The sequence below is a fragment of the Ferrimonas sp. YIN67 genome (assembly GCF_057219095.1).
Window position 1 is genome coordinate 603314 of the sequence record NZ_JBXVVJ010000001.1, and the last position, 23113, is coordinate 626426.

At 58.2% G+C, this 23113-nt stretch carries 15 protein-coding genes; 5 read left to right on the plus strand and 10 right to left on the minus strand.

Annotated features, from left to right (window positions below):
- Window positions 1-108 precede the first annotated feature (108 nt).
- The 3 genes from AC2D8U_RS02345 (at window position 109) to AC2D8U_RS02355 (ending at window position 3836) form a co-directional block, all read left to right on the plus strand.
- On the plus strand, window positions 109-1008 hold the full coding sequence (locus AC2D8U_RS02345; RefSeq protein ID WP_484617429.1) for a LysR family transcriptional regulator: 900 nt from the start codon (window positions 109-111) through the stop codon (window positions 1006-1008).
- 103 nt (window positions 1009-1111) lie between these two features.
- Window positions 1112-2149: a linear amide C-N hydrolase gene (locus AC2D8U_RS02350; protein ID WP_484617430.1), complete on the plus strand. Its 1038-nt coding sequence runs from the start codon at window positions 1112-1114 to the stop codon at window positions 2147-2149.
- 1474 nt (window positions 2150-3623) lie between these two features.
- Window positions 3624-3836 carry a hypothetical protein gene (locus tag AC2D8U_RS02355; protein ID WP_484617431.1) on the plus strand — a complete coding sequence of 71 codons (213 nt, stop codon included), beginning with the start codon at window positions 3624-3626 and terminating at the stop codon, window positions 3834-3836.
- A gap of 139 nt (window positions 3837-3975) precedes the next feature.
- Here the strand turns inward: AC2D8U_RS02355 and AC2D8U_RS02360 are convergent, their stop codons facing one another.
- The 6 genes from AC2D8U_RS02360 to AC2D8U_RS02385 all read right to left on the minus strand — a co-directional run bounded on the left by AC2D8U_RS02360 (window position 3976) and on the right by AC2D8U_RS02385 (window position 10288).
- Window positions 3976-4380 carry a hypothetical protein gene (locus tag AC2D8U_RS02360; protein ID WP_484617432.1) on the minus strand — a complete coding sequence of 135 codons (405 nt, stop codon included), beginning with the start codon at window positions 4378-4380 and terminating at the stop codon, window positions 3976-3978.
- A gap of 17 nt (window positions 4381-4397) precedes the next feature.
- Window positions 4398-5990 (minus strand): S41 family peptidase, encoded by a 1593-nt coding sequence (locus tag AC2D8U_RS02365; protein ID WP_484617433.1) that lies wholly within the window; start codon window positions 5988-5990, stop codon window positions 4398-4400.
- A 155-nt stretch (window positions 5991-6145) separates the two neighbouring features.
- Window positions 6146-7129, minus strand: a complete 984-nt coding sequence (locus tag AC2D8U_RS02370; RefSeq protein ID WP_484617434.1) for a hypothetical protein — start codon at window positions 7127-7129, stop codon at window positions 6146-6148.
- A gap of 152 nt (window positions 7130-7281) precedes the next feature.
- On the minus strand, window positions 7282-7824 hold the full coding sequence (locus AC2D8U_RS02375; RefSeq protein WP_484617435.1) for a DUF6942 family protein: 543 nt from the start codon (window positions 7822-7824) through the stop codon (window positions 7282-7284).
- Between the two features lie 38 nt (window positions 7825-7862).
- Window positions 7863-8807, minus strand: coding sequence for a hypothetical protein (locus tag AC2D8U_RS02380; protein ID WP_484617436.1), 945 nt, complete (start codon window positions 8805-8807; stop codon window positions 7863-7865).
- A 47-nt stretch (window positions 8808-8854) separates the two neighbouring features.
- Complete coding sequence (locus AC2D8U_RS02385; protein ID WP_484617437.1) at window positions 8855-10288, minus strand: alpha/beta hydrolase; 1434 nt, start codon at window positions 10286-10288, stop codon at window positions 8855-8857.
- Between the two features lie 318 nt (window positions 10289-10606).
- Here AC2D8U_RS02385 and metH point away from each other — a divergent pair, with 318 nt between their 5' ends.
- Window positions 10607-14305 carry a methionine synthase gene (gene metH / locus AC2D8U_RS02390; protein WP_484617438.1) on the plus strand — a complete coding sequence of 1233 codons (3699 nt, stop codon included), beginning with the start codon at window positions 10607-10609 and terminating at the stop codon, window positions 14303-14305.
- 909 nt (window positions 14306-15214) lie between these two features.
- Here the strand turns inward: metH and AC2D8U_RS02395 are convergent.
- From AC2D8U_RS02395 to AC2D8U_RS02405, 3 genes are all read right to left on the minus strand, one after another.
- On the minus strand, window positions 15215-15700 hold the full coding sequence (locus AC2D8U_RS02395) for a VOC family protein (protein WP_484617439.1): 486 nt from the start codon (window positions 15698-15700) through the stop codon (window positions 15215-15217).
- 565 nt (window positions 15701-16265) lie between these two features.
- Window positions 16266-17819, minus strand: coding sequence for a sulfatase family protein (locus AC2D8U_RS02400; protein WP_484617440.1), 1554 nt, complete (start codon window positions 17817-17819; stop codon window positions 16266-16268).
- Window positions 17820-18222: 403 nt separating this feature from the next.
- On the minus strand, window positions 18223-20358 hold the full coding sequence (locus AC2D8U_RS02405; RefSeq protein ID WP_484617441.1) for a beta-glucosidase: 2136 nt from the start codon (window positions 20356-20358) through the stop codon (window positions 18223-18225).
- A gap of 530 nt (window positions 20359-20888) precedes the next feature.
- Here AC2D8U_RS02405 and AC2D8U_RS02410 point away from each other — a divergent pair.
- Window positions 20889-22853 carry an alpha-L-fucosidase gene (locus tag AC2D8U_RS02410; protein WP_484617442.1) on the plus strand — a complete coding sequence of 655 codons (1965 nt, stop codon included), beginning with the start codon at window positions 20889-20891 and terminating at the stop codon, window positions 22851-22853.
- Here the strand turns inward: AC2D8U_RS02410 and AC2D8U_RS02415 are convergent.
- Entirely contained in the window at window positions 22841-22993 is a 153-nt protein-coding gene (locus tag AC2D8U_RS02415; RefSeq protein ID WP_484617443.1) for a hypothetical protein, read from the minus strand. The two genes, AC2D8U_RS02410 and AC2D8U_RS02415, sit on opposite strands and share 13 nt — an antisense overlap.
- Window positions 22994-23113 lie beyond the last annotated feature (120 nt).

Sequence of the window (23113 nt, forward strand, 5' to 3'; positions counted from 1 at the left end):
CGGCTCTATTGTGCACTCCGCCACAGAAACAAAACGAACAACCGACAAGTTACGGCCATTATTCTCGGTTATGATGGGCACAACCCAACATAACTCCGGATCACCACCATGTTTTCCTATGAACACCTCCTCGCCTTCTGCACGGCCTACGAGGCCCAGAGCTACAGCGGCGCCGCGAAACAACTGGGCAAAGACAGGACCACAGTGCGGGAGCAGATCAAGGCCATCGAAGAGCTCTATGGCATTGCCCTGTTCGATATCCTAGGTAAGCGGGCGGTCCCCACCCCGGAAGCCGAGCACATCTATCAGAGTGCCAAGCGCCTTGTCACCAGCACCAGCAAGCTCGATACCACCCTCAGCACCCTGGCTCATGAGGCGTTACTGTCCCTGGAGATCTACCACGATATCTCGTTGCCCTCGAAATTGGCCGTCAAGCTGGAGCACGCCCTCGCCCGGCAGTGCCCCGAGCTCAAGATCCGCTGGCTGCATCGCAACCGGGATGAGGCCTTTTCCCGGATCGAGCAGACGGGGAACGCCATTGCCCTGATGCAGCACCGCAACCTGCACTCATCCCAAAACGCCATTAGCTTCTTCACCCTGGGTTACGGCAAGCTGGGGCTCTACGCCGGTCGCAAGAGCCCACTGAGGCACCTGAACAACCTGTCGCTGGAAGATCTCAAGCTGGAAAAGCAGTATCTGAGCGAGAACCACTTCGACACCCTGCCAGACACCTATTCGGTCTCCCAACAGTGCCACATCGTCAGCAATAATGATCTGCTGCTTGAACTGGTCAAGCACGACGGCTGGGCCATCATGAACACGGATCTGGCCCAGCCCCTGGTGGCGCAGCAGCAGCTGTTTGAACTCCAGCCCAAAGAGCTGTCCGGCTATTTCACCTTTGGCGTCACCCTGTTTTGCCCCATGAAACTTGAGCAGCATCCGGCCATCCGGCTGATCAAGGAGATCGCCCAGCAGCACTTTGTCTCAGCGGGATCCGACTGGCATTGACACCGCTTTTAACGATGGATTTTACCCCGCATTTGGTTTTTTTATGATGCTGACTGTAGTGGCATGATGATGCGCACTTCCTGACGCAGCTAGGCCACAAGAAATGAGTAGAAAACTGTTAAGCACCGCCATCGTCGCCGCCCTGACCCTCGGCACCATCGCCGACGCCGAGGCCTGCAGCCGAGTGCTCTGGAACACCGACACCCAGGGCACCTTCGTCGCCCGAACCATGGACTGGTCCGAAGCCACCAACCCGCACCTGGTTAACTACCCGAAAAACAGCCAATACCTGACTCACCTGGAGCGTGATAACCAGGTCGTCTCCAAGTACGACGTCACCGGGTTGACCACCTATGGCCAGATCACCGACGCCATCAACAGCGCCGGCCTCAGCGGTAATGTCCTGTACGATCGCGGCATGGATACCCCGGATCCCACCGGCGCCAAGGATGTGGGCGCCGTCAGCTATCTGCGCCATATCCTGTCCCAGTTTGATTCGGTCGAGCAGGCGGTTCGCTACATCGAAAAGACCCCGGCCACCACCGAATTCCTGCCCGGCGTGCCGATCCGCATCGCCGTGCACATCAGCTTCCAGGATCGCAGCGGCGACTCCGCCATTATCGAGTTCAAGCAAGACGGCGCCCAGATCTGGCATGGCCCGCAGTATACCGTCATGACCAACCAGCCTGGCTATGATCAACACCTGGCCAACGTCCAGCGCTCCAAACGAGGCTGGGGTGAGCAGGAGAGTCAGTTCTCCCAAACCAACCTGGGCACCGGCGGTAACACCAACCCGGAAGATCGCTTTATCCACGCCACCTACTTCTCCGGCCACCTGCAGGAGCCCAGCAGCGTGATCAACGGCATGCTGAAGCTGGACTCGGTGACCTTCAAGATCCCTCAGGATGCACCGAACATGCCGATCAACGGCGTGATGGCGGGCTACGCCACCGAATACAGCGTCAACACCCACCTGCAAAGCGGTGAGACCCTGATGCGCTACCAGTGGGGCGATCACTTCACCCAGTTGCAGTACAACGTTCAGGCGATCCAGAGATCCGGCAAGACGATTAACTTCCCGTTGATCCAGCCCGGTCAGATCGGCGAGATCACCGACGTCATCATCGACTCGGCACGCTGATCACGCCAGCGTCCTGACGTCTCCCAAGCGCCCGGTAGAGGATCTCTGCCGGGCGCTTTTGGATCTTCCGATCAAACGAATAGCCTCTGGCACCTGACGTCGGCGAGGAGAAAAGATCCCTACTCGGGCGGCGGGAGCCATTGGTTCCTGTCGCCACAAAGGGGCCATCACTCACTATGTGGTGGACGGCTGACGCCGTGGAGCTTTTGCGGTTCACCAACTTGGGTTGTCGCGCCGGCGACGGCAGCTTAGCTCGTTGAAGAGAGTGGGGCTTCGCCCCCCCAACAACCCCCTTTGCCTTCACTGCGGCGATGCGTGACACCAAACCTGTCGAAATCGCTTCCTTCAGTGTCTCCTTGCAATTCGCTACGCCAGTGCTGGCATCGTCCTCGAAGTCGGCGAAGAAGCCGGTGGGGCATCGGGTTTAGGAGGCTGGTTTCGCCCCATACCGGGCAACTATCAGATGTCTAGCTTCGTAGGGTTGGTTAGCCGCGCAGCGGCGTAACCTACCGGCCTCACCAAATAGGATCGTCGCCTACCGAAATACGCGATATCGGCACAGGCAACGTTGGCTTACGCTTCGCTAAGCCCCCTACGTAGAGGACTGGTTTCGCCACAAAGGAGTCACTGGGGATTTCAATGACTCTGACCCCTTGAACCACCCCTACCGAAATACGCGATATCGGCACAGGCAACGTTGGCTTACGCTTCGCTAAGCCCCCTACGTAGAGGACTGGTTTCGCCACAAAGAAGTCACTGGGGATTTCAATGACTCTGACCCCTTGAACCTCCTGACCCCTTGAACCTCATCGACTCGGCACGCTGATCACGCCAGCGACCTGACGTCTCCCAAGCGCCCGGTAGAGGATCTCTGCCGGGCGCTTTTGGATTCCGATCAAACGAATAGCCTCTGGCACCTGACGTCGGCGAGGAGAAAAGATCCCTACTCGGGCGGCGGGAGCCATTGGTTCCTGTCGCCCAGGAGCAGTCATTGAGCACCTGTACGCATTACCCAGACGTAGGTTAGATTAGGCGCGCACCAAAGTGGCCAAAACGAAAAGGGTTGATCCGCCGTAATCTGACATAGCGGCATCGCTATTGGCACGAGATCATCGGTCCGATCCGAGCTATCAATGTCAGGTTACGCGAAAAGAGCGCTCGCTAACCTAACCTACGGCAAGCATTTTTCTCCAACCGAACGGCCGGTTTTTGCCCCAGTCCGGCCAGTGGGAGTAAGCATCGGTATGAGGCGATCGTTTCCATACCGCCTCACTCTGACAGAATAAGAGCCACCCTCCCAGTTGGTCCTGTACGATACGCTATAACTCTCTGACACCGGCCTCACCAAAAAACACAAGACCACACCGGCGTCAGCGCCCTTCATCCTTGCGCAGAACCGGTAGACAGGGGTTCATCTGGGATGACAGAATCGACCAAAGAGAGGATGACGGACGAGTGAGTTCGAGGGGGCGCTATGGAAAAGTGTTACCAATACCTGGGATGTAAGGAAACCCAGTGTCGCATGCGGCAAAGCGAGCAGAACGCTCCCTGTTGGGAGGTACCGGGCACCTCCTGCAACCATGCGGCACTCCAGGTGGTCCTCAAAGAGCATCCCAAGCTGGAAAAACGGGCCGCCTGCCAGGCAGCCCGCTGCATCTATTTCGAGGCGATGAAACCCTACTTTTGATCGGCTGCGATCACCTCACTCCATGGACAATACTGCCTGCACTCGACGCAATGAGAGGCAGGGCCCTCACCGACATCAAAACGGCTCCAGATGGACTCAGGCCAGCGGCGACACAAAGGTGAAACCCGAGCCGTCCGGCTCACTCCAGGCGACACCGGGCGTGATGCAGGGCGATCTGCTGACCGGACTCGAAGTGAAAGAGCACGCAAACCTCACCCGATCTGCGCAACTGCAGATTCTCCGGGCTTTCAGTGCTACGCCCCATGATCAGCCGTCCCTGATCATCCTTAAACGGCGGCCGTTCTAAGGTAATGATGCTGGTCGTCAGCAGCACATCGGCCGCCAACCTTACCCGCTCTATACCGAGCAGCCGGGCCGCCGCCCCTTCAAGCTCCCGGTGCGTGACGTCGCTGGGGGCGATAAGCAGCGCCCCGTGTGCGGCGAGCCCCTCCGGCGAGGGCACCGCTGCAGCAGGCTGGCCGTGATCCGCCAGTTCATTGCTGCAGCCTAAAAGCGTCATCATCGATGCGGCAAGGAGGAGCAAACATCTCCTTTGAAGCATCACTCCTCCCCGCCGGTTGGCATCAGTATTCGGTTCGTTTGCCAAAGGGCCTGATCACGTGTGTCGTGCAGCATAAACCCTGGATCAATAAAGGGCCGCATTGGCACACTCGATACCGCTGACGCCGTTGCGGCGGGGCACTGATCGTTGTCGCGGTAATGGAGCGCGGCACTGAGTAGCGCTTCGTCGGGATCGCCAAGGGCGTGCGTCAAATCATCACTGATCAGACAGCCTGGAACCTCGCTGTCGAGCGTGGGGTTGGAGGAAGGGCTAAAGCCATCGGAGTACTCGCCAAAGCCTTTGTCGTTCACGCCCTTAAACTGAATCGTGAAATAGGTGATGTCACAGTTGGGGGTCGGATAGAAGCCATAGGGCTTGCCACAGGTGGTTCCACCTATCTGGATCACCTCAACATCCACGCCGCGCAAGCCATTGATCAAGGCCTCACTGGCCGAGCAGGTCCCCGGGGAGGTCAACACAAATACCCGTTTGAGCCCCAAGGTTGGCAATGCCAGGCCATCCGTAAGCAACCCCTGATTAAACCCCAGGGTTTCCGGAATAAAGGGCATGGGGAGAATGGGTCGCTGAGTCACAGGATCGGTCGTTGGATACTTATCATTGAACTGGGTCAGTTCAAAGGTTTTATCCTGTGTTGTCTCCGGGCCCGCCACCATGTAAGCCAGTTGACTGGCCATCGCCAGCAATCCTCCGCCGTTGTAGCGCAGATCGATCACCAGATCCTCGATATCTTCAGCTTTTAACTGGTTGATTGCATCGAACAAACCACGCTCGGCGGTGGCGATATGGGAGTTAAACTGCAGGTAACCCACTTTCCCCGTTGCCGTAGAAAGCGCACGGGTATTCTGCACCGGCGTCGAAACGACACTGGTCGCGCTCAGTGTCACGGTGCGCGCTGCTTGCGCGCCGAGATCCAGCACTTCGAAGCGGGTCAGCTTGCCGCTGCTCGTCGGGAACAGGCCCCTATTGAGGATATCGATACTGGCCTGATCATTGGCATTTGCGACGTTAACGCCATCAATGCTCACGAGGATCGCGCCACGGCCAATGAAGGCATCGCTGGCGGGCGAGTCCGGCTCGCTGTAGGTCACAGTCACCTGTCGCGTCACGCCCAGCCCTTGTTGAATGCTGATGTTCAGGCCATAGCCGAAGGAGGCCCCGGACTGAGTGAGCTGCTCCCACTCATCCGATGGCATCGAAAAGTGAAAGTTATCTTTTCGATTACCGCTGGCGGACAGGTTCTCGGTCACCAGGAGATCGAAGTACTGGGCAAGGGTATAGGGGGCGGGATCCCTATCGATGATCTCGTCATACCAGAGGTAAGTGTCATTGCTCCAGGAACGCATCCACAACTTTTCCGTTAATGCGGAGCCCGAACCATCGGCGGCGCACTGCTCGGCAAGCGCCGCATAATCGGTAAACTCTCCCTGGACCCAGGTTGGCTCCGAAGGGCCTGTGGAAGGCCCCGTAGGACCTAGGGTCGAACCCGAGCCTGAGCCACCCCCACAGGCCGCCAGGCCCAGGCTGGCGATCAGGAGCAGATGAAAAGGTGTTTGTCTTGCGGTTAACAGCATAAATAGTCCTTTATTTACTTTGCGTTGCGGCCTGATAGCACCGCAACGTCTGCCAAAACCTTAAGTCACACAGTGTTCAAGTTTCGCTTCTGAATCAAGCCAAATGACGGGGTCCCTAACCAAGCCTGTCGAGCGAAACATCTGTGTTCAGAGTCTTAATAGACCCGATACTCGGCATTCCAGCTCAACGACTGGCCTGCCGGAACGCTCAATGAGATGAAATTCTCCGGCGAGATGGCCCGATCGTTGGCCCATACCACCAGGCGCTCCAGCGGCCGGTCCATGCGGTACGTGATCCCACGGTTCGAGCCAAGATGGCGCACGTTGATCTGGTGGTCGGACACGACTTCTGAGCCATCGACCTCAAGCATCAGGCGAGTTTCATCTTCATCGCCAATCGCCTCGGTCAATGCCAGGGTGCCACCGTCCAGACGTACCCGGGGATCCAGCGTCTGCGGCTCGCCATGCAGGGTCGCCGACGCAGCCAATTTGTAGGGCACGGAGATCTGATACTGTTCATCGATGGGGTGATCCCCGAACACCAGGAAGTTGTGGTTGTAACTCTTGGTATCTAGGGTGCGGGTACCGGTATTGTCCAACTGATACTCCAGAAGGAACCCCTGCTCTGTCAGACGAACCGTCTTTTGATAGGTCCAGGACCAGCCATCCGGCCCCTCCATCACCTGGGTAAAGGTGATGTGATCCTCCGCCTGCTGCCATGTCCAATCACCGAAATCCACCACCTTATAGGTGTGATCCCAACGGAAGCCCTCTTCCCCAAAAGGCTTCTCCAATACACCGACGCCGATGCGGACAAAGTAGTCATCACCCGTGTCGTACCCGATAGGATCAAAGGAGTCCACCGGGCCATTGACCGCTTCATGGCTGTACGGGTTGTGCTCCCCTTTTAGCCAGGGACCAAAATATTCGAGGTCGTTGAAGCGCAGCGAGTGGATCAACCCGGCATGATCGAACCGGGTCGCCCGATAGGCCCCCTGTTTGAGATCCGGCAGATGGATCCCCATCTCAATCCGGGCATTCTTCAGGGTGGTGGCTGGAAACTTGGTCTCGGCGCAAGCCAGCAACGGCGCACCCGCCACCAGGCAAGCGCTGACCGCTATCGATGAAAACCTAATCATAACGCGACTCTTCTTGTTCTAATAAAAAGCTGCTCCATGGCAGGCATGGAACGGGCTCGGCACCCAGGAAGAGTACCAGAGCAGTCCCCAATATGGCGAAAAATAAATCAACATATCAACATGTTGTGCGCCTTTAGTGCGGACAATGCCGACTACACCAGAGTGCCTATTAGTCTCGCCAGGCGCTGGATCTTGATATTGGTGAGCTGACGATAATCAAAGTAGGGGCAGACAATCAGCCGGTGTTCGAGACTCAGTGCAAACTCTCCATCGTGCCATTGCAGTTCAATATCCTGAGACCGGGTCACGGCTTTGCCATAGCCGCGCCCCATGAGGATCTGCAGTCGTTTTGAGTGACGCTCCGGTGGGCTGAACAGCAACGCCGTGTTACTGCCGCTTTGCAACAGGTGATCCTCTCGGAAGTGTTGCCATGTAGTGGCTTGCCCGGCATAGGAAAACAGTTCGGGATCCAACTGGTAAAGCAGCTTGGCGTACACATTAAACACCTTGCGCCAGCCGTTGCCGCAGGCCTGGCTAATATCGGCGATCTCTCCCGCGAGCAGGGGCTGGATCCCTTGAGGCCACTCAAAAGGTGTAAGCCCGGGACGATTTCCCATATGGACTCGAAACGACGCCTCCGGATCCCCCAACCCAGCATCCCCATCGATGCCGTCGGACCGTGCCGCCCCACTCACCTGTGCACCCAATGGCCACTCACCCCTGTATTGCCCACTCAGTAGACCCGATATTCATTACTCCATGTCAGCGTTTCGCCGACAGGCACCTGAATATGGACGAAATTCTCCGGGGATATGGCCCTGTCATTGGCCCAGAGCACCAGCTTGGACAGGGGCAGAGTGCCACTCACTTCAATGCCCCGCTTAAGCCCAGTATGGTGCACGGTAAAACGGTGATCGGGCACCCCATCAAAACCGGTCAGGGGAACAAACAAGCGCTGCTCATTGCTGATCGCCTTACGGATCTCCAGCGTCTGTCCCTTTAGGGCGATCCGCCGCTCCGCCTTCGACTTGGCCGGGGCAAACGGGAACTGGACCCGATACCCACTGTCCACGCCCTGGCCATCAATGGCAAAGAAGTTGTGGTTGAACATCTCGGTATCAATATCACGATGGCCGGTATTCTCCAGCACCCGCTCCAGCACAAACCCCTGCGTCGTCAGTCGCACGGTTTTCTGGTAGCGGTAGCCGAAGCCGCCCCTGTTTTCGCCGAACTGGGGTTGCTGCACCCGCTGCTCGAAGCGCACCCAACCCTCACCCTGACTCACCTGCCAGTCGCCGTGGTCGAGGATGGGGTAGGTCTCACGGAAACGAAAATCCTCCTCGGGCTGGGCGATCACCCCGATCCCGATCTTCACGAAGCTCTCGCCCTCATCCAGCCCCAGATTACCGAAGGACTCGGCCGGGCCATTGACGCTGCCATGGGCAGTGGGATCCGGCTCGCCATCCTGCCAGGGGCCAAAATACTCCACCCCCTGGTAGCGGAGGGAGTGAACCAGTCCGGCGTGATCGAAGCGGGTCGCCCGATAGGCACCCAGCTCGAGATCGGGCAGATGCACCCTCAGCTCTATCGCTTCATTACTCAGGGTGAGCTCAGGGTAGGGGCTCGCCAGGGCGGAGCCGGCGAGCAGGCATGCGCCGGTGAACAACAGCTTTTTCATCGTAAAACATCCGGTTCATTTATTATTTAGCCCAGAATACCAAAAGGTTATGGCTCTGACGAAGCGAGGTCCCGCCCTTCCTGAATGCGCCTCCCTTCGGCGACCACAGTAAGCAGCCGGGACTCAATAAACCCCTGGGTGCGGTCGAGCAGATAGGGAAAGAAAGGGTTCCACTGTTGGCGCAGCAGGAGACTCGGAGACAGTGCCAGGACCCCCCGCTCGCCTCGAACTGCGGTGTTGCCCAGTTGGATGTGATCGCCCAGGATCTCCCCGGCCCCCAGCAGGGTATCGTCCGCAGGAAATGGCAGCGCAATGTGGGACAGGGAGTGCACCGAGACCGGCCAGGCCAGATCCAAGGGCTCCGCCTGGCCATCCGGCCAAAGTCTTGCCTGCACCCCGGCATCGTATCCCCCTGTCGCCAAGCGCTGGTTCTCAATCAGAGTAACCGATTGCGACACCCCATAGCCCTCGAGCTTATCCAGGGGATCCTGCAACAGCAGGCTATGGGTCGCCCACTGACGGTTCAGATCGAACAGGACCAACTCATCGTCATCACGCTGACGCAGATTAAGATGAAGCTCCAAAACCGAACCCGGATCCACCGTGGCATCGGTCAGAGACTGAAACGTCAGGATGGGGGGCAACTGCTCCCGGTGCCGCTCGGGCAAACTTCGCCATAACTCTCGATTGCTCTGCAGCAGACGATACACCACGTCCCCGGCATTAACCGCAAAGGAGTTATATTTGAAAGGGTGATATTCCGGCAGCACGCTCTCCCAGGCCAGCTTATCGAGCCCCAGCAGCCTCCCTATGCGGGCCTGCCAGCGGGCACCGGCTGCGGCAGGACTGATCCCCAGTGCTGGCGAGACAAACACCATGGCATCCGCGTGGGGCACTTTGCCCTGTGCCAACCGCGCCAACTCATGCTGCAGCGCCAGCGGTGCACCAGTGGAGTACCCTATCACCACCAGAGGGCGCTCGGGCGCCTGCTGCTTAAGATGGTACATCGCCAAAGCCACGGCGCTGCTGAGATCCCGCCAATCGAGCTCCACCAGCGCCGATGGCAAGGTGCCATGGCCCGGCAGGCGTAATCCCAGTACATGGGCACGCGGTTGAAAATGGGACGCAAAGTGAGACAAGGAATAGGGGGAGTCCGACATGCCATGGAGCAGGAGCAGAGAGAACTCCGCATCGGCATTGGGCCATTCGTAGCTCACATTCCAATTGACTGGCCAACGCTTAGGATCTGCCCGGCTGTTGGCCTGGTATCGATTGAGCGGATCCGTTTTGTCGCGAATGGACGCCAGCTCCAGTGCCTGCAACTGCCGGGACAGGCCTTGCTCCAACCCCATGTAGGCATGAAAATTCTCAAGGGGCTGACGATAGGTAAATTCACCGTGCAACCGATGCTGATGCCAGACTGCCAGGTCCGTTTTGTGCTCCAGCCATAGCACTGCCGCAACAAACAACGTCAGCACCACTCCGAATAAGATCCCCCCCACTAACAGCAAGGTGGTCCGAACACTTCGCCTGGATATTGCCAACACCATGTTTAATAAGCCTTATTTCACTAGGTTCACGAGCCCGCAAGACGGATCTGAGCGATGAATACCAGCCGAGACATTCACCCATCACTTTGGCTTACTAAGTTATTCCATCCTCAGACCATTGGAAACTGGTCAACGGCACTCAGCTTTGGTTAAATGGACGTCCATACGGATAAAAGGCCATTTGGTGCACCACGGCTCGGCCGACGTCAGACGCATCAAAGCACGTACAAGAATTAAGGAAGTGGCAGTATGTCGACCCCTCACTCAATCCCACAAGCACACCCCGTCAAGCAAGCCGTGATCGACGCGCTGGCACAGCGCATTCTGATCCTCGACGGCGCCATGGGCACCATGATCCAGGCCTATAAGCTGGAAGAGGAAGACTACCGGGGCGAGCGTTTCGTCGACTGGCCATCGCCGCTCAAGGGCAATAACGATCTGCTCTCCCTGACCCAGCCCGAGATCATCAAAACCATCCATACCGAGTATCTTGAAGCCGGTGCCGACATCGTCGAAACCAACACCTTCAACAGCACCACGGTGGCGATGGCCGACTACGACATGCAGGCGCTGTCCAAAGAGATCAACTTCGAGTCCGCCAAGCTGGCCCGCGCCGCCTGTGATGAGGTGGCTGCCAGGACCGGCATTCCCCGTTATGTCGCCGGTGTTCTTGGGCCCACCAACCGCACCTGCTCCATCTCGCCGGATGTGAACGATCCCGGCTTCCGTAACATCTATTTTGATGAGCTCAAGGACGCCTACGTCGAGTCGGTGGAGGCCCTGCTCGATGGCGGCGCCGACATCATCCTGGTAGAAACGGTGTTTGATACCCTCAACGCCAAGGCGGCGTTGTTTGCCATCATGCAGGTGTTTGATGAGCGCGGACAGCAGTGGCCGGTGATGATCTCCGGCACCATCACCGACGCCTCCGGCCGGACCCTGACCGGCCAGACCACCGAAGCCTTCTACAACTCACTGCGCCATATCCAGCCGGTCTCCATCGGCCTCAACTGCGCCCTGGGCCCCAAAGAGCTGGTGCCCTACATGGCCGAGCTCAACCGGATCTGTGAGTGCGGCGTCTCTGCCCACCCCAATGCCGGCCTGCCCAACGAATTTGGCGGCTACGATGAAACGCCACAAGAGATGGCGGCGATCATCGGTACCTGGGCCAAAGATGGCTGGCTCAACGTGGTCGGAGGCTGCTGCGGCACTACGCCCAAGCACATCGCCGCCATCAAAGCCGCGGTCGAGATCCACAAACCCCGCGCCACCCCGGACATTCCGGTGGCCACCCGCCTGTCCGGCCTGGAGCCGTGCAACTTCGACGCCGACAGCCTGTTTTTGAACGTCGGTGAGCGGACCAACGTCACCGGCTCCGCCCGCTTCCTGCGCCTCATCAAAGAGGGTGACTTCGATACCGCCTTGGAAGTGGCCCGCCAGCAGGTGGAGAACGGCGCCCAGATCATCGACATCAACATGGATGAGGGGATGCTGGATGCCAAGGCCTCCATGGTGAAGTTCCTCAACCTGTGTGCCTCGGAGCCGGAGATCTCCAAGGTGCCGATCATGATCGACTCCTCCAAGTGGGAGGCGATCGAAGCGGGCCTGAAATGCATTCAGGGTAAGGGCGTGGTCAACTCCATCTCGATGAAAGAGGGCGAGGAGATCTTCATCGAGCAGGGCAAGCTCATTCGCCGTTACGGCGCGGCCGCCGTGGTGATGGCGTTTGACGAAGTGGGCCAGGCCGACACCTACGCCCGCAAGGTGGAGATCTGCACCCGCGCCTACCAGGTGCTGACCGAAAAGTGCGGCTTCCCGCCAGAAGACATCATCTTCGATCCCAACATCTTCGCCATCGCCACCGGCATCGAGGAACACGACAACTACGCGGTGGACTTTATCGAGGCGTGTCGCACCATCCGCGATACTCTACCCCACGCCCGCCTGTCCGGCGGCGTGTCCAACGTGTCGTTCTCATTCCGCGGCAACAACCCGGTGCGCGAAGCCATTCATACCGTGTTCCTCTATCACGCCATTAAAAATGGCCTGACCATGGGGATCGTTAACGCCGGCCAGATGGCGATCTACGACGATATCCCCAAGGATCTGCTCGAACGGGTCGAAGATGTGGTGCTGAACCGACGCCCGGATGGCACCGAACGTCTGCTCGAAATTGCCGAGGATCACCGCGGTGGCGGCAAGGTCCAGGCCGACCCCAAGGACGCCGAGTGGCGCAGCCTACCGGTCAATGAGCGGCTGGCTCACGCTTTGGTAAAAGGCATCACCGAGTTTATCGACGAGGACACGGAAGAGGCCCGTCAGGCCGCCAGCAAGCCGCTGGAGGTGATCGAGGGGCCGCTGATGGACGGCATGAACATCGTCGGCGATCTGTTTGGCGCCGGTAAGATGTTCCTGCCCCAGGTGGTCAAATCCGCTCGAGTGATGAAGAAGGCGGTGGCCTACCTCAACCCCTACATCGAAGCGGAAAAGGTGGTGGGCCAGTCCAACGGCAAGGTGCTGATGGCCACGGTCAAAGGCGACGTCCACGACATCGGCAAGAACATCGTCGGCGTGGTGCTGCAGTGCAACGGCTATGAGGTGATCGACTTAGGCGTCATGGTGACGGTGGAGCAGATCATCGAGGTGGCCAAGGCCGAGAAGGTGGATGTGATCGGCATGTCCGGTCTCATTACTCCCTCGCTGGATGAGATGATCCACAACGTCAAAGCCTTCAAGAAGGCCGGGCTGACCATCCCCTGCATCATCGGCGGTGCCACCACCTCGAAGATCCACACCGCGGTGAAGATCTTCGAGCACTACGAGCACGGCGCCCTGTACGTGGCGGATGCCTCCCGCGCCGTGCCCACCGTGGCGAAGTTGATCAGCCCGGAGCGCGACGCCTTTATCCAGCAGCACTACGACGAATACGCCGCCCTCAAAGAGAAGCGGGAACAGCAGGGGCGGCGCAAGACCTTGATCCCACTCTCGATCGCCCGTGCCAATCGCAATGCCATCGACTGGGCCAACTATCGCCCGGCGGTGCCCAACCAATTGGGCGTGCAGGTGTTTGACGACTACCCGCTGACCGACTTGCTGGATCGCATCGACTGGACGCCGTTTTTCCGCAGCTGGGGCCTGCTGGGCAAATACCCGCAGATCTTCAACAACACCACGGTGGGGGCCGAGGCCCAGGAGCTGTTCGATAACGCCCAGGCGATGCTGAGATCCATCATTGACGAGAAGTGGTTGACCGCCCGGGCGGTGATCGGCCTGTTCCCCGCCAACACCCTGGACAACCACGATGATATCGCCATTTACGCCGATGAATCCCGCACTGAGGAGCTGACTCAACTGCACATGCTGCGTCAGCAGGTGGAGCGGATCGACAACGACAACTTCGCCCTGTCCGACTTTGTCGCCCCCAAGTCCTCCGGCAAGGCCGACTACATGGGCGCCTTCGCGGTGACCGCCGGGATCGGCATCGATGCGCACATCGAGCGCTTCGAGGCCGATGGCGACGACTACAGCGCCATCATGCTCAAGGCCCTGGCCGATCGTCTGGCCGAGGCGTTTGCCGAGCGGATGCACGAGCGGGTGCGCAAGGAGTTCTGGGGCTATGCGGCCGATGAGCAACTGGATAACGAGGCGCTCATTCGTGAGAAGTACAAGGGCATACGTCCGGCACCGGGCTACCCCGCCTGTCCGGATCACACCGAGAAGGGCCTGCTGTGGGATCTGCTCAAGCCGACCGAGAACATAGGTTTGAACATCACCGAGAACTTCGCCATGTACCCCACCGCCGCCGTCTCAGGCTGGTACTTCGCCCACCCCGAGTCGCGTTATTTTGGGGTGACGGACATCGAGCAGGATCAGGTGGAAGACTACGCCCAGCGCACCGGCATGAGCGTGGAGGAAACCCGCAAGTGGCTGGCGCCGCTTCTTGGGTAAACCGTCAGGGAAAGCTGACGCTTCACCTTGCAGCCGGCTTGATCTGCCTTGGGCACCTCAAGTGGGCTGCGCCCACTCCATATGCGGGATTTTCGTATAGAAGGATCCCTGCGACGGGCTCCTTCATCGTTAACCCCTAACCTCTTGTCACACTGGCGACGCCAGCTTAGCTCATTGAAGTGAGCGGGGGTTCTCCCCCGCCCCCTTAACCTCCATCTGTGCTGTTTCCTCGTTTTCGTTGTGGCCTGCCGAAGCCCACGCTCAACTCACCATCCCTGATCCGACGGGCGACTCAGGCACTCCCTGCCTTCGACTTTGTGACCAGCAAGGTCAACGGGCAACTCGAAGTCGGCCAAAGAGCCAAAGCTCCCCATCATCCCCCTTACCACACAGCCCCCAAGTATGGGTATGGGGTCTCTTCGAAATAACCTCTGACATACAGTTTGTGATCGGGCATCACAGAGCGCACTGCCAAAGGAAGAACTTAGGCGTCTAGGGGATTGTGCCACCAACACAAGAAAGGGCTGTGTCCTAATTAGCTGTTGAAACTTCAGGTTGGCGGGAAGAAAAGACAAACATCGTGCCCCACCCCGTATCTTCGCCGACTTCGAGGACGATGCGTGCACTATGTGTGTTCGCAATGCGAAAACTCAAGAATCTGAAAAACAGCAGGGATCCGTGTCTGGCATCGCCCCCAATGCAGATTTGGCGAGGCAAACGGGGAGTCAGAGCGGGGCGCGCAGCCGGGACGAGTCCCCTTGCTCTTACTCGCAGAGATGACCGTCGCCAACGCGACAAGGATGCTGGTGGCTAAGTCTATGAACCCCTGAGGTTGATTCAAAGCAACCGTTAACTAGAACACAGCCCAAGAAAGCCCGCTGACAAAGGTCGGCGGGCTGGGATCTGGGCTTACTCGTATTCGGAGGCGTAGGTCTCGGCGTAGGTGTGGGAGTAAAGCTCAAACAGGTTGCCGAAGGGGTCTTCCAGGTAGACCATCTTAGCGGGCTTGCTGTCGTCTTCCGGGTGGTAGCGCATGATGTCCATGCGAACCTTGCCGCCGAACTTCTCGGTGCGCTCGATCACCCCTTCAAAGTCATCGGTCTGCAGGCAGAAGTGGAAGATGCCGATGCGGTTGAAGTTCACCTCGTGGCGCTCCTCGCGATCTTTCATCTCGAACAGCTCGACGCCAATGCCATCTTTGGTCAGCAGGTGGGCAATGTTAAAGCCCTTGAACCCCTCACCAAATACCGCAATGCACATCCGACCGATGGCCGTTTCCCGCTCCTCGACGACCGGAGTGTTGTTCATGACCACCGTCAGCCCCAGGGCCTTGGTGTAAAACTCCACCGCCTTGTCCATGTTGCCCACCATGATGCCAATGTGATTCATTTTCATAACTGCTCTCCAACCGCGCTGCGGCATTAATTTTGATGCGGCAAGTATAGGCAGGCGGAATGAGCACATAAAATTATCATTTGTCATTATTTTGATAACGCCACGCAATTACAATGACGGTGTCTGCACCCAATATAGAGGTTTCTCTCTTGTCCGCAGGCTTGAGTCCTTCCTGTTTGCACTCCGTCGTGTCGGTTTCACATGGCTGCTTGGTCGTCATTGTTCACCTCGGTAAACGACCTGACTCGTTTAGCTCGGTGTCCAGGGACCAAGTGCGACACACGGCCCGGTGAAAACTTCGAGTAGCGTTATGTTGTTTAGTATGGATCTGGTGTCACCTTGATGACCGTGAGTTGCCGTTTAGGCTCCTCATCGGAGAAGCTCGATAAGTCTCCTGATCCAGGGTCTGGATCATGCGTCGGCTCGCCGTTTCATCCCGCCATCCCGGCAGGATTGTTCCCATTCAAAGGCTCAACAGGCAACGTTCTTTCTAAGGGCTGGCCGCTAAAACGAAAAATACCGATCAGCGTTGCTGACCGGTATTGAGTCTGATGATTGACTTAGCCTACAGCGCCGGCCAACCGTCCGGCACGTCGTATTGCTTGCGAAGCTTCGCCAACTCCTCCTTCAAGCGTGCGATCTCCTGCTTGTACTCCGGATTATCGATGGCGTTGTTGATCTCTTCCGGATCCTGCTTATTGTCGTAAAACTCCCAGAATTCACCGCCCTCGAAATCCTCACCGTAGAAGCGGATCAGCTTGAACTGATCGGTGCTCACTCCCTCATGGGGCCGTACCCCGTGGGCCTCGTCCACATAGTGGTAGTAGAGGCTCTTGCGCCAATTTGCCGGGGTATCCCCCTTGAACAGAGGCACCAGGCTGCGGCCCTGCATGTCGTCCGGTACCTCAACCCCGGCCAAGTCGAGGAAGGTGGGCGCGAAGTCGATGTTTTGTACCAGATCGGCATTGACCGAGCCGGCCGCAATGGTGCCGGGCCAGCGCACGATCAGTGGCGTCGAGTAGCTCTCCTCATACATGAAACGCTTGTCGTACCAACCGTGCTCACCGAGGAAGAAGCCCTGATCCGAGGAGTACACAATAATGGTATTCTCCGCCAGGCCGCTTCGCTCCAGGTAGTCCATCAACTCACCGATACTCTCATCGATGGCATAACTGGTGCGCAGGTAATCCTTCACATAGCGCTGATACTTCCACTCGAACAGCGCGTTGCCGGACAGTTTCTTGGCCAGGAAGGCGTCGTCCATGGGTTTGCGCTTGGCGTCCCAGGCACTGCGCTGGGCCGGGGTCATGCGTTGATGCCAGCGGGTGCCGCCCATCCAGGTGCCATCCTCCAACTCGGGCATATCCAGCACCTTGAGGTCATACCAAAACCCCAGGTTGGTATCGATGTGCATGGTCTGCATCGCTGCTGCGGGACGGTTTTCATAATCGTCATACAGGGTTGAGGGCTGGGGCAGCTCGATATCGTGCCATTTGTCGGCATGGCGGATCGCCGGCAGGAACTCGCGGTGCGGCGCCTTGTTCCACAGGGCCAGCATAAAGGGCTGATCCGAGTTGCGCTGGGATTCCATCCAGTCGATCCCCCGCGCCATGATCAGATCCGTGACATAGCCTTCCACCTTGGTGCGCTTCTTGTCGTGTCCGTGGAAGATGGGGTTGTAGTAATCCCCGCCGCTGGGAAAGTAGTCGAGGTGATCAAACCCCTGCCAGCCATGACCCAGGTGGGTCTTGCCGATCAGTGCCGTCCGGTACCCCCCCTGCTGCAACAGCTTGGGAAAGGTCTGCTGATCCTGATCAAATACATTGTCTTTTTGGTTATTGAACTTGCCATTCTTATGACTGTGCTTGCCGGTCAGCACCGTCGCCCGGCTCGGGGCACTGATGGAGTTGCCGACGTAACAGCGGTCGAAGCGCATCCCCTGCTGGGCCATACGGTCGATATTCGGGGTGGGATCCAGCATCTCAAAACGGTCGTTGTACGCGCCGATGGCCTGGCGGGTATGATCATCATTAAATACGAATACGATATTGGGTCGCTGTGCCGCGTGTGCCGCCCCAAAGCCCCCCAAGACCACCAGTGAAAGTAACGCTCTTTTCATTATTATTCTCTCGTTTATCAGAACCACCAGGTTACATCGACGACACAAATAGCCACCCAAGGCATGAACGCAATTCGAGCTACTCCTTTATCATTGGCAACTTGCAACCCAAACACACATGTCAAAGGACTTGAATCAAAGCACAGCTCAAGATCGTCCAACAAGCTATTTTCGGTCAGCAAACGTAAGACTGCGAATAAACCCGAATGCCCTCACTAAGGGTAAGTTTCGAACGTAAACAATGCGAGGAACAAGGTCCCTCTGATGTTGCACCATCTCGCCGCCTCATTGAGCTTATTACCAAACTGAGTGGCACCCAGTGGGTGCCATTTTTTAAGTGAGGATGGTAACCAAAGGAAGTCAAACGACTCCCTTATCTGTATCCACTTACCCGTGAGCGGGCTTAGTTCAGGGTGATTGACTGACTCTGTGTGATATTGCGCGAAGAGTTGCCCACATGGAGAGTGAACTCGCCCGGCGTGACATGCCACTGGCCGCGCACCTTGCTCCAGAAGGCAAAATCGCTGCGGGATAGCGTCAGGCTGATACGCTCGGACTGCCCCGCTGCCAGCGCCACCTTGGCGTAGGCCTTCAGCTCCTTGGCCGGACGCACCTCGGTCGGGGCCATCTCCTGGATGTACACCTGCACCACCTCCGCGCCTTGACGCTTGCCCGTGTTGGTGACGGTGAGCTTGAGCTCAACGTCCTCGCCCACCGGAGTCACCTGCAGATCGGAGAAGGCAAACTCGGTGTAGGAGAGGCCATGGCCAAAGGCGAACAGCGGCTCGATCTGCTTGGTGTCGAACCAGCGGTAGTCCAGCAAAATGCCCTCACCGTAGTAGAGCTCCCACTCCTCGGCGTCCTTGTTGGTAAAGCGCGGTTTCTGATAGAGCTCGGCGCCCTGGGGCAGATAGCGGCCATACCAGTGGTGATCCTCGGCAGTGCGGCCCAGGGTAAAGGGCAACTTGGCGGAGGGGTTGGTCACCCCCGCCAGTACCTCGGCAATGGCCGGGCTGCCATGCTCGCCGGGGAAGAAGGCCTGGACGATGGCCGGGACGCGATCGGCAAAGGGCGCCATATCAAAGCCGGTGCCGGAGACGTTGATCACCACCACTTGCTCATTGCCCGCCAATGCCGCATCGATCATCTGGTACTGGGCCTTGGGCAGGGCGAAGGGTTGATCCCGCCCCTCCCGCTCCAGGCGAAAATCACTGCCGGTGCCAACGATCACCAGATCGGCCTGGGCCGCCAGCGCCTTGGCTTGCTCAGGCGTCAAGCTGGGCTGCCCCTTGTCGTTCTGATAGGCCACCTGGTGTACGCCGACAAAGGTTGCCTTGGGGAACTGGGCCTGCAGTGCCTCGGCCAGGGACTCGTTGGCATAGCGCTTCTTGCCATAACCCGCCGCGCCGCCGCCACTGGCGGCGGTGCGATGCACATTGGTGCCCAGCAGGGCGATGGTCATGGAGGTGTCCGCCGCCAGGGGCAGCAATGCATCGTCGTTTTTCAGCAGCACTATGCTCTCGCGGGCGATATCCAATGCCACGTCGGGGTGATTGGCGGGCCACTGATCTTGATCGGCTTTCAATTCGCGATCGTACATGCCGGCACGCATGGCGGCGGTCATGATCCGCGACACCTTGGCATCCAGTTCGGCGTGCTCAATGGTGCCATCTTCAAACAGAGGCTCAAGCGCCTCCAGGCTGAAATACTGGCCTCGCGGGGACTCCTGATCCAGCCCGGAATTGAACGCCTGGGCCGTGTCATAGAGGGAGAGCCAGTCGGAGGTGAAGTAGCCGTTATAGCCCCAGTCACCCCGGGCGATCTGATCGATCAGGAAATGGCTTTGACCCGTGTAAGTGCCATTGACCATGTTGTAGGCGGTCATCATCGACAGGGGATCGGCCTTCTCCACGGCGATACGGAACGGCGTCAGGTAGATCTCGCGCAAGGTACGCTCCGACATGATGGAGTCACTGAAGGTGCGGTTCCAGTCGCTGTTGTTGGCGGCGTAATGCTTGAGTGACGCCCCGGTGCCGGTGGATTGCAGCCCGAGGATGTATTCGGCGGCCAGATCGCCTGCCAGGAAAGGATCGGCCCCCAGGTACTCGAAGTTGCGGCCATTCTGATGCACCCGGTACAGATTCACACCCGGTCCCAGCACGTAATCGACGCCCCAGTGGCGCGCTTCCTCGCCCACGGCGCGGCCGTATTGATACGCTAACTCGGCATTCATCGACGCCGCCAGGCCGATGGTGGCGGGAAAGTGGGTCGAATCCTGATGCTGACGCAAGCCCAGGGAGGCATCGCCGTAGGTCAACTCACGCAGACCCAGACGGGGCACCGCCTCGATGCCAAAACGGTTCTCGCCGCCGATGTAGGCCACCTTCTCCTCAAGGGTCATCTGCGCCACAAGATCGGCCACCCGCGGGGACACCGACGCCACGGGTTGCAGTGTGATCGACTGCGCCATCACAGGTGCCGAGACGGCACAGAATATGGCCAGCGCCAACCGAGAAGCTGTGTTCAATCCTTCACTCATTATTCTTTTTCTTTCCCGTTCAATGCGCATCGCTGAATTTCAATCTTTCTGACTATCACTAAATGTTTTACGGTACCACTTGTTAGCTAAAAAAATAGCGCCTAGGCAGTGTTGATGATCAAAGTTGTGAGATAGGCATATTGGCACACAAGAGGGTTACAAAGGGGGTAATATGGCGAGCACCTCAAGTGTTGGTGATCAGGCTTGGCCTACTGAGGCTCTATTGAGTTGCTAAGGTGAAATCATTGCGGGTGATGCTCTGGAAAAATGGCATTAGCCTCTGAGTCGGGTTTTTCGACTGCATCACAGAATGACGATAAACGTTATTACTTTACCCGAGTTTACGTTTTTAACTATCAGTATCTTGATACTGACCATTTCCCATATATGGGTATTTTTCCTGTTATCCAACCGTTCTGTTTATTTCTCAAAGAGAGGAAGCGATGACCGAACGGCAAGCGTGTATTTTCGCGATTTACACGATACTTGGGAACCTTGAAGAATACCGCACCCTTGAGCCGTTCGAGACAATGAAAATAAAACTCATCGCAACATTCACCGCCGCACTCTGTACCTTCCCGGCCTGGAGCAACTCCCTGTTTGAGTCCGGTGTGGAAAAATTTGAACCCAACTGGGACTCCCTGTCCCAGGTCAGCGCCCCGCCCCAGTGGATGCGGGACGCCAAGTTCGGGATCTACCATCACTGGGGTCCGCAAACCTTTACCTCCGCCAAGGGGCTGCCCGCGGGTGGCCACTATCACTCCAACATGTATAAGCCGGGCACCGCAGTCTACAACTACCACAAGCAGACCTATGGGGATCCGGCCGAGTTTGGCTACAAGGATCTGGTCGACGAATTCAAGGGTGAGAAGTTTGACGCCGAGGCTTGGGTGGATCTGTTCCACCGCGCCGGTGCCCGCTTTGGCGGCACCATCATCGTCCACCAGGACAACTTCCCCATGTTCGCCAGCGAAGGCTTCCCCATTAACGTCGCCAATAACGGCCCGAAAGTGGATGTGGCCGGCGAGCTGGCCCAAGCATTCCGCAAGCACGAGATGCCGTTTTTTGCCTCCTTTCACGCCCTGTCGGCCTGGACCCACAGCTACCTGGAAAGTTACAAGTATGATGGCGCCGATCCCCAGTACGCCGCACTCTACAACGAGCCGCACCTCGCCACCGACAAACCGACCCGGGTATTCCTCGACCGCCACTTCAACCTGATCACCGAGGTGATCGACAAGTACGGCCCCGATGGACTCTACTTCGATCATGGCCTGTTTACCGAGTTTGAAACCCAGGATCTGAAGAACCTCAGCAGTTACTACTACAACTGGGGCATAGAGAATAACGTGGATGTCGCCTTCATCCACAAGCACGGCGCCCAGATCCCCACCGGCATGCACGACACCGAGCGCACCCGTCCGGGCGAATTGCAAGAGGTGGCCTTCCTCAACGACGAGTCCGTGGGTCGCAACATGTGGTACTACAACACCGAGGAGCGACGTAAGAAGCTGTTCCCGGCAGAATACCTGCACCACTCCCTGATCGATGTGGTCAGCAAGAACGGCAGCTTCCTGTTGAGCGTGGCACCGGATAAGGAGGGCACCATCCCGGCCGATCAAGTGGCCATCCTCGAGCATATCGGCGACTGGCTGGGCGTGTACGGCGAAGCCATCTACGAGACCCGCCCTTGGCATGATTATGGGGAAGGCCCGTTCCAACGCCGTTTCCGCGGTGCCATCGCCGGCGATGCGCAGATCCGTTGGGACATGGTGGATTACAGCGATGAAGATATTCGCTTCACCCGCAGCAAGGATGGCAACACGGTGTACGCCACCTTCCTGGGTCAGCCAACCCGCGCCCTGCCGATCCAATCCATGTTGGTCGAAGACAAAGCCAAGCTGCAGCAAACCCGCTGGCTGGGCAAGGGCAAGATCGCCGTCACCGTGGACGAGGATGGCCATCCGGTGATCGATCCGGCCCAGTTGGATCTGGCGGATGTCAGCCACTTTCAGGCTTATTCTGTGGCGATCCCCGCCGACGCCATCCGCTTTAACGAAGCCGTGAACGCCAACCTGATGGCGGTGCTGGACTACTCGGCGGACTTGGCCCATCTGGACGGCGACAGCCTGGCGCTGCTCTCCATCGATGGCGATCTTGGGATCCGCGCCCTGGGCCCCTGGACCCATGCCGACGATAAAATCAGCTGGAATGTCGAGATCCCCAGTGCAGGCTCCTGGGTGGTGGAAGTCACCGGCTCCCTGCCCCAGCGCTACCGCACCGCCTTCAACATCGACTTCGCCGGCGAGCGCAAGCGGGTACGGGTTGTCGGTGCCTTGGTCCGCGAGATGATCAGCGGCACCGCCGTCATCGACGCGGGCACCTTCAGCGTCGACAAGCCAGGCAGCTACCCGCTGACGCTGAGTTCAGAGCTTGAGGGCGATGAGTGGAACCCTCTGCTGGTTTACCACCTGCGCCTGCGTCAGATCGACTGAACCGCGCCCGGCAGGGTCGATAAACCAGACAGGGAGCCGTGAGGCTCCCTGTCTGGTCTGTGCTGCCCAGACTCAGCCCCCTCTGCTTCCCCCATCCCAGCCATCAACCCACAGACCATCAGCAAAACACCCTTTCTCATACCGACTCCCTCGATGAAGCGTCAATCCAGTAACCCCCCCTCGACTAAAAATGGATTGAAGGCAGCGTGAATGGACACCCGAGTCAGATCAATCTCGGCATTTTGACAGGTGTCTGTAAC

Bases quoted from the DNA above. Each gene is read 5' to 3' on its own strand.
- AC2D8U_RS02345 (WP_484617429.1), top strand. From the start codon at position 109: ATGTTTTCCTATGAACACCTCCTCGCCTTCTGCACGGCCTACGAGGCC.
- AC2D8U_RS02355 (WP_484617431.1), top strand. From the start codon at position 3,624: ATGGAAAAGTGTTACCAATACCTGGGATGTAAGGAAACCCAGTGTCGC.
- AC2D8U_RS02370 (WP_484617434.1), bottom strand. From the start codon at position 7,129: ATGATTAGGTTTTCATCGATAGCGGTCAGCGCTTGCCTGGTGGCGGGT.
- AC2D8U_RS02350 (WP_484617430.1), top strand. From the start codon at position 1,112: ATGAGTAGAAAACTGTTAAGCACCGCCATCGTCGCCGCCCTGACCCTC.
- AC2D8U_RS02395 (WP_484617439.1), bottom strand. From the start codon at position 15,700: ATGAAAATGAATCACATTGGCATCATGGTGGGCAACATGGACAAGGCG.
- AC2D8U_RS02415 (WP_484617443.1), bottom strand. From the start codon at position 22,993: ATGAGAAAGGGTGTTTTGCTGATGGTCTGTGGGTTGATGGCTGGGATG.
- metH (WP_484617438.1), top strand. From the start codon at position 10,607: ATGTCGACCCCTCACTCAATCCCACAAGCACACCCCGTCAAGCAAGCC.
- AC2D8U_RS02405 (WP_484617441.1), bottom strand. From the start codon at position 20,358: ATGAGTGAAGGATTGAACACAGCTTCTCGGTTGGCGCTGGCCATATTC.
- AC2D8U_RS02400 (WP_484617440.1), bottom strand. From the start codon at position 17,819: ATGAAAAGAGCGTTACTTTCACTGGTGGTCTTGGGGGGCTTTGGGGCG.
- AC2D8U_RS02380 (WP_484617436.1), bottom strand. From the start codon at position 8,807: ATGAAAAAGCTGTTGTTCACCGGCGCATGCCTGCTCGCCGGCTCCGCC.
- AC2D8U_RS02410 (WP_484617442.1), top strand. From the start codon at position 20,889: ATGAAAATAAAACTCATCGCAACATTCACCGCCGCACTCTGTACCTTC.
- AC2D8U_RS02365 (WP_484617433.1), bottom strand. From the start codon at position 5,990: ATGCTGTTAACCGCAAGACAAACACCTTTTCATCTGCTCCTGATCGCC.